General features: G+C 35.6%; 13 protein-coding genes. All 13 read right to left on the bottom strand.

The window, feature by feature from the left end:
- Positions 1-319: 319 nt before the first annotated feature.
- A complete protein-coding gene (locus CEY12_RS01110; protein WP_089025941.1) occupies positions 320-1078 on the bottom strand; it encodes a hypothetical protein in 759 nt (252 codons plus the stop codon).
- Positions 1079-1084: 6 nt separating this feature from the next.
- Positions 1085-1576: a MarR family winged helix-turn-helix transcriptional regulator gene (locus CEY12_RS01105; protein WP_089025940.1), complete on the bottom strand. Its 492-nt coding sequence runs from the start codon at positions 1574-1576 to the stop codon at positions 1085-1087.
- Positions 1577-1741: 165 nt separating this feature from the next.
- Complete coding sequence (locus CEY12_RS01100; RefSeq protein WP_089025939.1) at positions 1742-2107, bottom strand: response regulator; 366 nt, start codon at positions 2105-2107, stop codon at positions 1742-1744.
- 16 nt (positions 2108-2123) lie between these two features.
- Positions 2124-2714: a chemotaxis protein CheB gene (locus CEY12_RS01095; RefSeq protein ID WP_228409762.1), complete on the bottom strand. Its 591-nt coding sequence runs from the start codon at positions 2712-2714 to the stop codon at positions 2124-2126.
- Positions 2714-3544 (bottom strand): CheR family methyltransferase, encoded by an 831-nt coding sequence (locus CEY12_RS01090; protein ID WP_089025938.1) that lies wholly within the window; start codon positions 3542-3544, stop codon positions 2714-2716. The genes CEY12_RS01095 and CEY12_RS01090 overlap by 1 nt, the downstream gene beginning before the upstream one ends.
- Positions 3545-3910 carry a response regulator gene (locus CEY12_RS01085; RefSeq protein WP_089025937.1) on the bottom strand — a complete coding sequence of 122 codons (366 nt, stop codon included), beginning with the start codon at positions 3908-3910 and terminating at the stop codon, positions 3545-3547.
- Positions 3911-3924: 14 nt separating this feature from the next.
- The gene (locus tag CEY12_RS01080) at positions 3925-7539 is read right to left on the bottom strand and encodes a response regulator (RefSeq protein WP_089025936.1); all 3615 of its coding nucleotides are present in this window, start codon (positions 7537-7539) and stop codon (positions 3925-3927) included.
- 4 nt (positions 7540-7543) lie between these two features.
- The gene (locus tag CEY12_RS01075) at positions 7544-9013 is read right to left on the bottom strand and encodes an ATP-binding protein (protein WP_089025935.1); all 1470 of its coding nucleotides are present in this window, start codon (positions 9011-9013) and stop codon (positions 7544-7546) included.
- Between the two features lie 344 nt (positions 9014-9357).
- Entirely contained in the window at positions 9358-9633 is a 276-nt protein-coding gene (locus CEY12_RS01070) for a hypothetical protein (RefSeq protein ID WP_089025934.1), read from the bottom strand.
- Between the two features lie 70 nt (positions 9634-9703).
- Entirely contained in the window at positions 9704-11062 is a 1359-nt protein-coding gene (locus CEY12_RS01065) for a S41 family peptidase (protein WP_089025933.1), read from the bottom strand.
- Positions 11063-11079: 17 nt separating this feature from the next.
- A complete protein-coding gene (locus CEY12_RS01060; RefSeq protein ID WP_228409761.1) occupies positions 11080-11817 on the bottom strand; it encodes a hypothetical protein in 738 nt (245 codons plus the stop codon).
- A 183-nt stretch (positions 11818-12000) separates the two neighbouring features.
- The gene (locus CEY12_RS01055) at positions 12001-12921 is read right to left on the bottom strand and encodes a T9SS type A sorting domain-containing protein (RefSeq protein ID WP_089025932.1); all 921 of its coding nucleotides are present in this window, start codon (positions 12919-12921) and stop codon (positions 12001-12003) included.
- Positions 12922-12986: 65 nt separating this feature from the next.
- Positions 12987-14303: a hypothetical protein gene (locus CEY12_RS01050; RefSeq protein WP_089029736.1), complete on the bottom strand. Its 1317-nt coding sequence runs from the start codon at positions 14301-14303 to the stop codon at positions 12987-12989.
- Positions 14304-14325: the final 22 nt, after the last annotated feature.

The raw sequence follows: 14325 nt of genomic DNA, 5'->3' as shown, positions 1-14325 counted from the left end.
TTAATAATCAACCTATTATCATGCCATAAAGGTTACTATTACAAAAAGCTACCTTTCTTTTATACCCTTTTCGTAATGTTTTATCGACCGCGTATAATGGTTAAAAAAAGCAAATAAACTATACTACAACTATATATTAATTTTATGTAAAACAGAGTTTTCTATACTTTATTATTCCAAAAGAACGGTCAGAAAATATAAATTGTTTTTATAATGAGAACCATTTTGTGCTCCAGACATTGTTTTCACTTTCAGCAATAGAGCAATGGCCATTTTCTTTTCACACATTGAAAATGGCTTCTATCCTGTTTATTATTTATTAATAGACCACATAATTTATTTTATCCACTCCGGTATTTCCGGTCTTGGGATCAAATGCATACACGACTATTTCATAATTCCCGGGTGCTGACATCGCTATACTACCGTCGAATAAATTAGTAGACACCCAGGATAAATTTGTTTCGCTCAAAAATTTCCCGTCTTTATTAAGTATTGCTTTAGTTTCAAATTTATCTGAATCCCAGATTCCCCCTTTGTCAATTACACATCCACACATCATCACGATATTTGCCTGTATCTGAAATGGTTTTCCTGTAATAGAGTTTAATGCAATGTACTGATGGGTCCGGGGTTTTAAAATATCAATAATGAATCCCGGTATTTCAAGTATAATTCCGTCTCCAAGAATATCCTTCCCGGGAATTACCCAAAGTTCTGTACTTACTTTTGCCTGTGCCTGTTTATGATTAAACGGAGATAATATTTCAATGCTGACAAATGTAGGTTCATCAATATTCAGCGTTGCTAAAAATTTTCCTGTTGCATCATCTACAATAGAACTATCTCTAAGCTTAGGAGCCTTCATGATCAGGTCTGTATTCCCTGTACTTCCGCTTGTTTTTCCTTCTGCTAAAATGGTGTTGTTGATTTTATTTCTGATAATTACATAGGCTCCTCCTAAAGAGCTTCCTATAAATTTAGCATCTTTAGCTCTTGCTCTTATCGTAATTTTCGTCTCCTTTGCATACGAAAATGCACAAAATAGAGAAAGAAGAAAAATTATTATTTTTTTCATGGGATTTTATTTTAAATGTTTTTTGTATTCCTGCTTGAATCTATTATAAAATGAAGTTTCTTCCAGTGCTGATTCGATACCATCCAAATAATTTAAAATAGTAAGATCGTTTTCTATTACATTTAGAATCGCAGCTTCGCAACTATTCCAAAGCATTTCGAATTCCGGCATCAGCCGGATCGCTTTAGGAGAAAGAGATACAATTTGTTTTCTTTTATCGAAATCATCTTTTTTTACATTCAGATAATCTTTAGCAGCCATTTTTTTTACTGTGATTACCACAGATGGATGGGAGTACCCTAAACTTTCAGCAATATCTACCAACGATAGTTCGCCTTTGTCCCGCAGGATCATAAAAATGAGATACCAGTTGGGCTCAATATCATAATCGAGATCTTTATACAGCTTTTTGACACTGTAAGCCATCTTTTCACTGATCCTTTTAAATCTGGAATCAAGTGCTTTATAACCAAGTTCTTTTATAAAATCATTGTTCATGAAATCGTAGGTTTTAGATTTTCAAATATATAAAAAATATATACAACTATATAGTCAACTATATTTATTTTTACAATTGCCTATAAAAAACCACCAGTCATGGATGCTGGTGGTTGCTATTTTTTACATTTGAATCTTTTCAAATGGATTATAAAATACTGGTTTTCAGTCCTTCATGTATTTGGCTACTTTTTCTTCAAGATCATCCAGATTGAATGGTTTTGCAATATAATCATCTGCCTGAGCGCTTTCTGCCAATGCATTAATATCATTATTAGCAGTTATGTAGATGACAGGAATTTTCTTAAATTCTTCATGACTTTTTAAAAGCTTTGTGGCTTCCACCCCACCAATATTGGGGATCCAGTTATCCATCAGAATCACATCCGGTTGAAATTGTGAAACTTTATCAATAATATCATGTGATGTCTCCGAGATTCCAACTTCGTAACCACTCTCTTCAAAAATAATGGTTGCTACATCCAAAATCGTTTTATCATCATCAAAAATTAAAATTTTCTTCTTACTCATATATATTAGCTTTAATTTAAAACCTGTTTAATTGATTTATATGCCCTGCTAAATTCTCCGGCGTTATAATAAGGTCATAAACGACCTCTTCGACTGCATGTTTTGGCATATAATTAACTTCAGCCGTATCCGGATCCTGGATCCATACGGTTCCATTATTTCTTTTGATATACTGTAATCCTTCCACTCCATCAGCATTTGCTCCTGATAAAAGAATTCCTACCAGACTTTTCCCATACATTTCTGCAGCAGACTTAAAGGTGACATCAATTGAGGGCCGCGAGTAATTCATTTTTTCGGAACTGTCCAGCGATACTAAATGTTTGTCTTCAAATAGCAGATGGTAATCAGCCGGTACAATATACATCTGGTTGCTTTTAATTTCTATCTTATCTTCAATTTCAGTGACTTCAATGGGTGAAAACTGCTGTAATAAAGTAGGCAATACACTTACAGACTGTGCTTTACGATGAACCACCAAAATAATTGCAAAGCTTATTTTTTCATTCAGCCCTTTGATCATATCCAAAATAACCTCCAGGCTACCTGCAGAACCTCCTATGACCACTAATTCAGTATTCACTTTCATTGCTTTTCTATTATACATTAATGATGATCCACTTTTTTCCAAATTTTCTGATCATCAGCCTGATGATAATACTTACTTAAATTGGAGAAGCGTAATGTTTCTTTTGAACCAAGTGCGAGGTAGCCCAGATTTTCCAGACTGTCATCAAAAAGGTGAAATACACGCTCCTGCAGGGTTTTATCAAAATAGATCAGTACATTCCGGCATATGATCAGCTGAAAGCTGTTAAAAGAGCTGTCCGACACTAAATTATGAGTGGATAAAATTAATTTCTGCTGCAGACTTTTATCAAATCTTGCACTGTCATAATTGGCTGTATAATAATCTGAAAAATCTTTTTTTCCACCTGAAAGAATGTAATTTTCCGAATACAGTTTCATCTGTTGCAATGGAAAAACACCTGCCCGTGCCGTTTCTAACACGGAAGGATTAATATCTGTAGCATAAATCAATGACTTATGATAAAGATTAGCCTCTTTCAGTAATATGGCCATGGAATAAGCTTCCTCTCCCGTTGAACAGCCTGCAACCCAAATCCTTATCAAAGGATAGGTCCCTAACTGTGGGAGGATCTGGTCTCTTAAAGCTTTGAAAAAATAAGGATCACGAAACATCTCGGTAACATTCACGGTAATTTCCTCAATAAAATGTTTCAGATAATCAGGGTCATTGAGCACGGTATACCTTAATTCTGCAAAACTCGTGAATTTATCAATAAGGCAGATCCTGTTAACCCTGCGCTTAAAAGAGGCCCTGCTGTATGAAGAAAAATCATATCCATACAGCTCATAAACATCTTTTATCAGATATTCAACTTCTTCATCTTTTACGATACTCGGTTCAAGCATTTAGGATAACTTTTCTATAGCTGTTAATAATAGATCTACATCAATAGGTTTCTTCACATAATCCTGTGCCCCGACATCCAGACATTTCTGGCGGTCTTCCTGCATAGCCTGTGCGGTCACTGCAATGATAGGGACCTTATTGATAGAGGGCGTATTACGGATAATTTTAATGGCTTCATAGCCATCCATTCCGGGCATCATCATATCCATCAGGACCACCCCGATCCCGCTATCCTTTTCTAAAAGCTGAATAGCATCCTGTGCAGCAGTACAGCTTTCCATTTGATATCCTCTTGTTTTAAGAGTTAATTTAAGTGCAAATATGTTCCGCGGATCATCATCCACGATCAAAATCTTTTTATTCATCAGAGGTGTTTTTTTTAACTTTCATATAACCAGACCCGCAATAATGATAGCAGCTGATCAACATCCACAGGCTTCGATATATAATCTGAAGCTCCGGCAGTAATGCATTTCTCACGATCACCAATCATTGATTTGGCAGTAACTGCTATAATTGGCAGTCTGGTAAACATTGGTTTTTTTCTTATTTCTTTTATGGTTTCATAACCGTCCATTTCAGGCATCATCATATCCATTAGAATAGCATCAATATCAGGATGGGCTTTGATCTGTTCAAGTGCCTGTTTTCCATCCATTGCCAGAATTACTTCAACTTTATATTTTTCCAGGGTTTTCGTCAGTGAGAAAATATTTCTAACATCATCATCGGTGATGAGAATCTTCTTTCCACTTAAAACCTCCGTTAATGATCCCAAAGTTTTACTTCTTGGCGTTTCACCCACATTTTTCTTTTCTTCCACCAGATGTAAAAACAAACCTACCTCATCTAATATCCGCTGATAGGAATGTGCTGTTTTTACAACAATAGAATCTGCATATTGCTTTATCTTAAGCTCTTCTGATGAAGACAGATTATTCTCTGTAAAAATAATGATCGGCAGGTTTTCCAGCCCTTCATAACTTTTAATGGATTCGACAATTTTATATCCGTTGCCTCTTGTTGGTCCAACATCCAAGATCACACAATCAACTTCAGCTTCGGTCAGGGCTTTAACGCTTTCCTCTACACTATCTTTTACTGAAAGGGAAATATTAAAATTGCTTAAGAAATAAGATAGGGCACTGGCATGTTTGGCATTTTCTTCAACAATCAGAACTTTTTGAGGCGACTTTCGAAGTGCTTCTTCAATTTTTCTGAAAACATCCGTCATATGTTCCAAAGCTACCGGCTTATTAATAAAATCAATAGCTCCTTTCATAAGGCTTTCCTGTTTTTTCACATGCAATGAGGACATCATATGTACGGGAATAGGCTTGGTTTGTGGATTGGATTTCAATTCATCCATCACCTGCCATCCGTCTTTCACCGGTAATTGAATATCCAGTAAAATAGCAAGCGGATGATATTGCAACGCGGCAGATAACCCATGGTCTCCCCTTACTACAACTACTCCTTTATAATTTTGCCGATGAGCATATTTCAAAAGTGCCTTGGCAAAATTGGTATCATCTTCAATAATTAAAATAACCTTATCATCGTCTGTAATATTATCCCTGTCATCAGCTACTTCTTCCGGTATTTCCAAAACAATATCAGGATTTACCGCCTCTGGTTCTTCGTAACCAATAATATTTTTAATTTCCTCAACATCTTCCTGGATAATTTCCACTAACTCCAGATCAGATGTTGCAGGTGTTGTATTTCTTTCTCCATGAGTTGGAATCTTTAAACTGAACTCACTCCCTTCATTTATTTTGCTGGTAAGGGATAATTCCCCGCCTAATAATTTGGCAATTTCACGGCTGATTGATAGTCCCAGGCCAGTACCTCCAAATTTACGTTGAGTAGATCCATCTGCCTGCTGAAAGGCTTCAAAAATAATTCTCTGCTTATCCTCAGGAATTCCGATTCCAGTATCTTTTACAGAGAAAATAATGAAATCTTTATTTTCCGGATCTTTTTTGATATGCATACCTATGCTGCCTGCACTGGTAAATTTAAAAGCATTGGATAATAAATTACGCAGTACCTGATCCAGACGCAATCTATCAGTCTCAATCGTTTTTTCAAGCCCAGCCTCTATCTCAAAGTTAAATTCGATCCCTTTCTCATTAGCTAATGGGTTGAACAGATTCCGTATATCTTTAACAACATCATCAATAGCAACTTTATCATATTCAAGAACCATTTTACCGGATTCTATTTTGGCCAGATCCAATATTTCATCGATGAGTGTCAGCAAACTTCCACCGGAACTTTGAATCACTTTTGCAGATTCGATCTGATCTTCATTCAGGTTTTCATCCGGATTTTCAGCCATTAATCTGGAAAGGAGAAGAATAGAATTAAGAGGGGTACGCAATTCATGCGACATATTGGCTAAAAACTCAGATTTGTATTGGGTGCTTAAAGCCAGCTCTTCCGCTTTTTTCTGAATCTCAATATTCCGTTCAGCGATCAGATGGTTCTTTTCTTCTAATAATTTTGAACGTTCTTCTAATTCAGCATTGGTCTGCATAAGCTCTTCCTGCTGCACTTTTAGTTCTTCTTCTGAAGCTTGCAGCTTTTGCGTTTGTGCTTCTAATTCTGTATTCAGATTTTCCAGTTCAGCATGCTGTACCTGTAATTCTTCTGATTGTGCCTGTGTTTCTTCCAATAAGCGCTGTTCTTTTTCACGGGCTTTTGCCGCACCAAGAGCTGTGGCAATATTTCGGGAGCTGTCGGTGAGATAATTAATTCTATCCTGATCAAAATTAGTTGTGGAAGTTACTTCTAAAACTCCTATACTTTGTCTGTCTAAGGTTATAGGAATCACTATGATCCCATTAGTTTTAACTTTGCTGCCAGCAAATGTTACTGCAAAATCATTTTCGTTAAGGTCATTGTAAACCTTTGTCTTGTTCTGAAGAAAAACCTGTCCTACCATTCCTTCTCCGGGTTCGAAGGATTTTTTCATGTGTTCTTCTAAACCTACAGCAGTTTCAAGATTTAATTTCCCTTCATCAATTAAGTATATTGCTCCATTGCTAGCATCTCCATATTCAATAAGATGATTTAAGGAATTTCTGGTAACTTCTTTAATCGATTTATTTCCTACCAATGATTCATTCAATAAAACCAATCCTTTCTGATGCCAGTCACTTTTATTTATTTTTTCAAAAGATTTCTTTAAAGAATCCGTCATATTGTTAAGTGAGTCTACCAAATCACCTAGGTCATCCTGGGAATTGTCAATAGCCCTCTGACTGTAATCTCCATTTGCAACTCTGTTAGCAACCTGCTGAATAGCACTTACACGTTTCGTAATTTCTTCGTCTTTGGCTTTTAATTCTTTTTCTAATTTATCTCTCCGAATAAGATCTTTACGCATTTTAAAATAAAAAAATGACGTAACAACGATCGCTGCGATGGCAGATAAAATAATAAAAATAATCGTTGTACTGGTCGACTGCTTAAGATCATTATTTTTGATCTCAAGTTCAATTTCTTCGTGTCTTACAAAATCACGAACGATCTTCCGGCACTTATCCATATAAGATTTACTCAAAATGATCTGATCCTGCGTCATTTCTATTCCTTTCCTTCTGTTTTCTACATATTTCCTCAGATTAGTGATATTGCTGTTAACATTCAGCTCCAAAGCCTCTATGCGTTGTTTCTGTGCTTTATTTCTAATATCAAATGATTTTGCATAAGCCATTGCTTTAGGATATGCTGCAATACTTCGGTTATAAGGTTCCAGGAAATTTTCTTTGCCTGTTAACTGATACCCTCTATTTGCTGTTTCAGCATCTAAAAGAGCAATTAAAACATCTTTTACGGCTGTAATAGATTTCCGGGTTTTGGATAAACTTTCCCTATCCTCCATTTGTTTTTGGATACTCCAATATGATGCTACTGAACTTGCTATTAAAATGAGTAAGGATAGTCCAACTCCAAATTGTAGGTTTCGTATAACTTTTTGTGGCATAAAATTAATTTAGAGGTAAAGTGAAATAAAATGTAGAACCTTCATTGATGATACTAGATAACCCGATCGTTCCTCCATGCTGCTTGATAATTTCAGAGCAGATATAGAGACCAATCCCCATTCCCTGAAATTGTAACGATGATTCTTCTACCCTATAAAATTTTTGAAATACAGCTTTTTGTTTAAAATCAGGAATCCCTATTCCAAAGTCGGTAACGCTTACTTTCACTTCATTTTCATCTACAAAAGTACTGATAATAACCTGATTGTTTTCAGGAGAGTATTTTATAGCATTGGTCAGGAAGTTGATCAATACCTGTTCTATGCGGATTTCGTCAAAAGGAATAATGATATCCGGTTTTTCACCATGGCGTTGAATTTTCACTTTATCTTCATCATGTGTCTGAAGTATGGTTTCAATCGCGATTTCAATTACTTTCTCTAAGTTGGAAGGCTTTTTATTGATTTTCAATTTGCCATTCTCAATTTTAGAAACATCTAATAGATCACTGATCAAACTATTAAGTTTTTCGATCTGGTCCTGAACTTTTGTGACATAACCTGCTTCTGCACTGTCTTTATCAAGTTTTAATTTACGTTCTAACAGCTGCACATAAGCTTTAATACTGGTCAACGGAGTTTTTAGCTCATGGCTGGCAATACTCAAAAACTCATCTTTTTCGTTTTCAACCTTTTTCTGATCATCAATGTCCGTAAATGTTCCTACCCAATTTTTAAGATGACCTCCTTCATATACAGGGGATATCCGTAATAAATGATACCTGTACTCTCCTGATTCTATATTTTTTATCCGGGTTTCCAGCTCAAAAGCCTTCCCATTTTTTCTGGATTTTTCAAATTCAGTTTTAATATTGAGATCATTGGGATAAGTTTCAGGAAAATCCTTATTATGAGCAGAATACTGATACCATCTGCCATTCACAAAATCTACAATTCCGTCTTCATTTAAGGTAAAAGCAATTTGTGGTAATCCTTCCAGCATCAGATGAAAGTGATCAATTCTAGACTTCATGGTTACCTGAGATTCCCGCCTTCCTTTCACTTCCAGTTCAAGACTTTGCTGCGTTTTTTTCATCTCAAGATTCTGCTCCTGGAGATTATAGAACGTTTTAACTTTAAGCAATAAAATTTCAGGATCTACCGGCTTGGTCACATAATCCCGACCTCCGGAAGCATATCCGCGGGTAATAAATCTTTTTTCAGTATTAACTGCCGATAAAAATATAATGGGTATTTCCTTAGTCTTACTATATCCTGCAAATATCTCTGCAACTTCAAATCCGTCCATCCCCGGCATCTGGACATCTAAGATAATAAGGGCATAATCATTCTTTAATGCTTTCCCTAATGCCTCTTCGCCGGAATTAGCTGTATCCACCGGAAAATTTTTGGATTCTAATAACTTCTTTAAAGAGTAAATATTGTTCTGGTTATCATCGACAATTAGGATCATAAAGCGTAAAATAATCTAGTGAGAGTTCATATTTTCTTAATTCATCAAAAGTACTCACAATATCCCAAAAAATAGTTTATTTTCTTGACAATGTTTAGTAAATACAGAATGATGTAAAATAAATACTAAAAACATGATTCTTAGTATTTATTAAATTGAAATCTTATGCTTTACCTTATATTTTTATCTGCCTTAACTCTATAAATAAATTTTAAAAAAAAAGATCAATAATGTCATCTGTATAACTCAGTTATTGTACAATTGAAAAATTGCATTTACTCCATATTCCTTTGAAGTCTCGTATTTCACAAATATGAGCTGGATTCATTAAATAATAAGACGCCCTATCTCTGATTCGTAGTTTCCCTTCTCAATTTCCTGATATTCTGAGTAAGCTGTTTTCTGATCTCAACGTGTCTTATTCGGTACAATTTGATACAGGTCTCCAGTCTTTTTTTTATGCTGAGATATTCATCATACAGTGCTGATAACTCTGTATTCATCATGAAAATCTCGTCAGTATGTATTCTTTCCGGCTCAGGTGTTTGTTTTAACAATTGCTCTAGATCATTAATTCTTTTGATCACTTCCTGATGTATTTTTGGCTCTATTCCCTGCATGGTGAATTCGATTTAAAAAAAATATAGTATAATTTGGTTTTTTCTTTTCTTTTTTAAATAAACAATAACATTATTTAACCCTTGGTATTAAAAAAGGTTTCTCACTTTCTGTAAGGATTTTCACATTGTTATTTGAATTTTCCTGATAGGCAGATTTTGAATAAATTTTATTCAAGACCGTCTGAAGTAAAATCTCATTTGCCTCTCCCAGCTGAGCCAAAGGAAGAGAGATATATTCGTTAATTGGAATTTGAGGCGAAATACCGTTGCTGTATTCTCCTTGCCCATCCGCATTGTATACTTTATAGATAACAGGATGAAGCTGCCAGGAAATTTTCTTCGGTTTACGGTCATCCGAGATTGCAAATCCTGCCATATCTTTCCCTAAAGTAGTATCTCCTACCTGTATTACCTGTAAATAAGGTTTAAGATTATTGATTACTATTTCGGAGGCAGAAGCAGTATTTCTGGACGTAAGAATAAATACCCTGTTTAGTTCCAATGCATTGGCATGCAGAGCCGAGAAGCTAAGAGCTGCCGGATCATAAGCAATCTGTTCAGCAAAGGTTTTCTTAACTTCACCTCCATTCTTATTTCCTTTGTATGTTATGAAAAGTGAATTAGCAGTTATTCCTGAAGGGATCATTGAACATAATGCCGCTGCAGAAGCTACTGATCCACCATAGTTATATCTAAGATCGATTACAAGATCTTTTACTCCATTAGCTTTAAATTCTGCAAATTTCTGATTGAGGGTATGGGACAATCCATCCGGAAAGTCGTAGATATATAAATACCCGGTCTTTTTCCCGTTTTGATCAAAAATTTTAGAAACAATCGGCTGATTAAGGGAAAAGCCGTAATATACTGTAATTTCTTTTTGATTGATCACATTTCCCGCTTCCCAGTCTCCAACTGTAAGATCAAGGGTGGTATGATCAGGAATAGAGTTAAGCAGATTTTCTGCATTGGAAGCATTGATCACGCTTCCATTGATCTTTTTCATGATCATTCCACGTCTCAAACCGGCATTTTGGGCCGGGGAATCTTGCAAGACCAGCTTTATCACTGCTGTTACCTGTCCATTAGCAAGTTGAAGTACAGCATAATCAAAGCCATACATATTCCGGACTGTGCGTAAATAGGTTGAAGAATCTTCAGTATTTACAATACTTGAAAAACGATCGTTTTGTGATAGAAGGCTAGCAAAGAATTTTTTTACAGGAAGATGATAGTCTGGTTTTGAGGGCATCTGATCTTCCCAATAATAATACCGTTTCATATTATCCTGTACCCAGACATTAATAGATTCTACACTTCCTTCCGGAAAGTCAGGAATCGCTTCTTCTTCGGATCTGCAGGAATTAACCGCTATTGAGCTTAAAAACAATAGAGTTAGTATACAAAACTTTAAAAATTTACCCATCATGAGATATCAAATATTTTTTATAAATAGTCAGCAATATCAATATCACCGATCACTACGACATTTCCATTTTCCTGTTTCTCTTGCAGGACAATCATATTGGCTCCTATGTCCTGTTTTATTTTTACTTTAATAAGCTGTGATCCGAAATAAGGTTCAGTAGTCCCGGGTTTATACAACTCAAGATAAACCGGTGCTGTCATACTGAAAAAGCTATATATCTTCAGAGGAGAGAAATTATTCTTTTCAATGTTCTCAAACTCTGCCAGTACATCTCCATTCTCTTTTTTCAATACTCCTTTTACTCCCTGTAATGGGGAATGAGAATATTCTCCCAGATTATGAAAGATCAGTTCAAATCCTATCTTTCCAAGGTTAACCTGAGGCTTTACCGCATACGTTTGAAGAAAAATTCCCGGAAGATTGAAGAAATTAAGGTTCTTGTATTGATCTGTATTATTAAAATTGATATTATATTTTGCTATTTGCTTTCCATTTTCATTGTTATAGATTTCAATCTGATCTGTTTCTCCTTCATCCACAACAAATTTTAGCGTGGTTTCTATATTATTGGTGTAAGATGTACTTCCATTGATGCTTACCGGCTGACCGTTAAGCCTGAATTGCAGTATATCCGGCTTTGAGAATCCCTTGATATTAATTTCTGCAGGTTTCTGCGATTTATCATAAGGCTGCATCGCCTCATCGGTACATGATAGGAAACCTGAAAGAATAAAAAGGGCTATTATTTTTTTCATTGTAATGATATTAATTATAAATTCAATTTAGAAATATTGCCCCAGGCTAACTGAGGGCAATACTTTTAAATTGTATCTTGAGCAGGGAGTTCCATACATTCTATAATGATAGTTCTGACATGGTTGTGTTTTTACCTCTATAAAAAATCTGAAATAAGGGACTACTTTCCTGCATCTAAAGAATTACTTTTTGATGAACTTCACTTTCTCAGACAGTATTCCGTCCGATACTACAGCTATATAATTTCCAGAAGATAAACCAGCAACATTGATCTCTTTTTTGTATTGAGTTGTAAGAACTGATTGTCCAGCCATATTGAAAACTGTTACTGAAACAGAGCTTTCTTTTAATGAAGGATTAAGTTTTAACAGTAATGATCCTGCTACAGGATTCTGCATAATTGAAGTAGAATTTTTTACTTTTTTTACATCCTGTGTATTTAGAACCGACGTAAAGATCGTCATTTCATTGATGTTGATATTCGTAAGATTGGTATCATCTGCCGCATATCTGTTAGACCATAATCCGATATAGATCTTTTTTCCTGCAAAAGTAGAAAGGTCCACCAAGCTTTCCACAAACTGATTTAAATCAGCTGGAAAAGGATTAGTACCTCCTGCTTTGATTACATAAGGGCTTGGAAGAGGATTGCCATTTGTATCTGTCGCTAATGCCTGAAAATCTGACAATGCAGGTACAGGTTTCTGAGGAGTACTTACGTAAATATAAAGATATCTACCAACTACCGGGTGCGTTGTTCTTTGTCTGCCAATATAGGCTGCCAATGTAATAGTTCCTCCGGATGCTGTAAGATCGATTGCAGGAGAGATAGCCCAGTCATTTTCATTGGTAAATCCTGGTACACTTCCTGAAGGCACGTTAGTAATTGAATAGCGAAGAGATCCTTGTGAACCATAGGCCAAAGAAGTACCATTATGATAAATATTTGGTCCTTGTACCCATCCATTTCCGTTTCCATTCAGGTCATGGAAAGACCATCCCTGCATATCACTTGTAGAATTAAAAGAATTGGTCCATACAGGATATTGTGCAGACACAAATTTTGATAAAACTAAAACAGATAGTAAAATTAATTTTTTCATTCTATAGATTTTAAAGATGAATTAAAAAAATGGGATGGCAGGTTGTGCCACCCCATGTTGATCAATTATTGTACAATTGAAAAATTATATTTTGTCCATGTTCCTTGGAAATCTCCACAGTTTCTTGGAGAAACGTTCCATGCAGCAGTTTCGTTAAAGAATGGTTGTGTCATTCCCCAAACGTTTGCAGGGTTAGTGGTAGAAGAAGTTACTCCAGGAATAGTAAGAGCAGCAGTAGTAGAACCTATTTTAGAAGCTGTAGCAAATGTGAATCCATGTGCCTGTACAGAAGTAAAGCTAAGATCTGCAAGATTTACAGCAGCTCCACTCACAGTTTCTAATAATACTCCCACAGGATAACCTGTAACTGAAGCATTTTCTAATGTTAATTTACCGTTTCTCCTTACGTGAATAGCATTTTCATACAATCCACCTTTTACAGGGCTACTAGCTCCTACAATAGTAAGATTTTTAACAGTAGGACGAGTAAAAGGAGTAGCTCCGGTACCTGTTCCATCATTATCTAACTCGATTCCGTTAGTATCAGAAACACCACCACTTTGGCTATGAGTAGAATTGTAATCAGCTAAAGCTAATGCACAAGTAATAGTTCCTGTATATCCGAAATCGAAATCGAAATTATCATCATCCGGTGCAAAAGAAACCAGGTTTGAAGCATTTACTGTACCTCCGAAAAATTCAAATGAATCATCTTTACCGTAAGATACCTGGATATGGTCTAAAGTAGTACCATTACCAACTCCTCCACAAGTTAAACCATTGATTTCATTTCCAGAGTTAGGAGCGAAAAGGTCAAATCCTCCAAATTCAATACGTGCATACTTAAGCGTTCCTGCGTTGTGAGCAGCATTCGTACCCCCATATTGATAATCAGTACCTGATAAACCTTCAATAACAGTAGTTGTTGGCTTATTAGTAGGAGCATCTCCTAATATAATAACTCCACCAAAATCACCTGGCTTTGCAGTAGTATCTTCATCACCATCCAATAAATTATAACTTGTAAAAATAATTGGCTGTGATGCAGTACCTGTAGCATTTATTTTACCAGTTTTAGCGATAACCAAAACTCCTGTCGGCGTATTGTTAGCATTTGGTTTTGACTTAATAAAAGTACCTGGCTGGATAGTCAAAGTAGCCCCACCTTTAACAGTTACAATACCATCGATCTCAACAACTCCACTCCAAGTAGTGTTGGTCGTAATTGCACCACTCACTGCAGTAACAGGAAGTGCAGAAGCAGTTAAATACTCTGCAGAAGCAGATTGCATTTCAAATTTAGAAGAATCTGATAAAGAATCATTCTCACGACAAGCTGTTAAAGATAAAGCTGTTACAGCGATTAAAGTTAATTTTCTCATTGTTGTAAAATTTAGAAATATG

The sequence above is a fragment of the Chryseobacterium sp. T16E-39 genome (assembly GCF_002216065.1).
In the GTDB taxonomy this organism is placed as follows: Bacteria; Bacteroidota; Bacteroidia; order Flavobacteriales; family Weeksellaceae; genus Chryseobacterium.
Note: the sequence above shows the minus strand (reverse complement) of the source record. Positions and strands in the feature narration are given on the sequence as shown.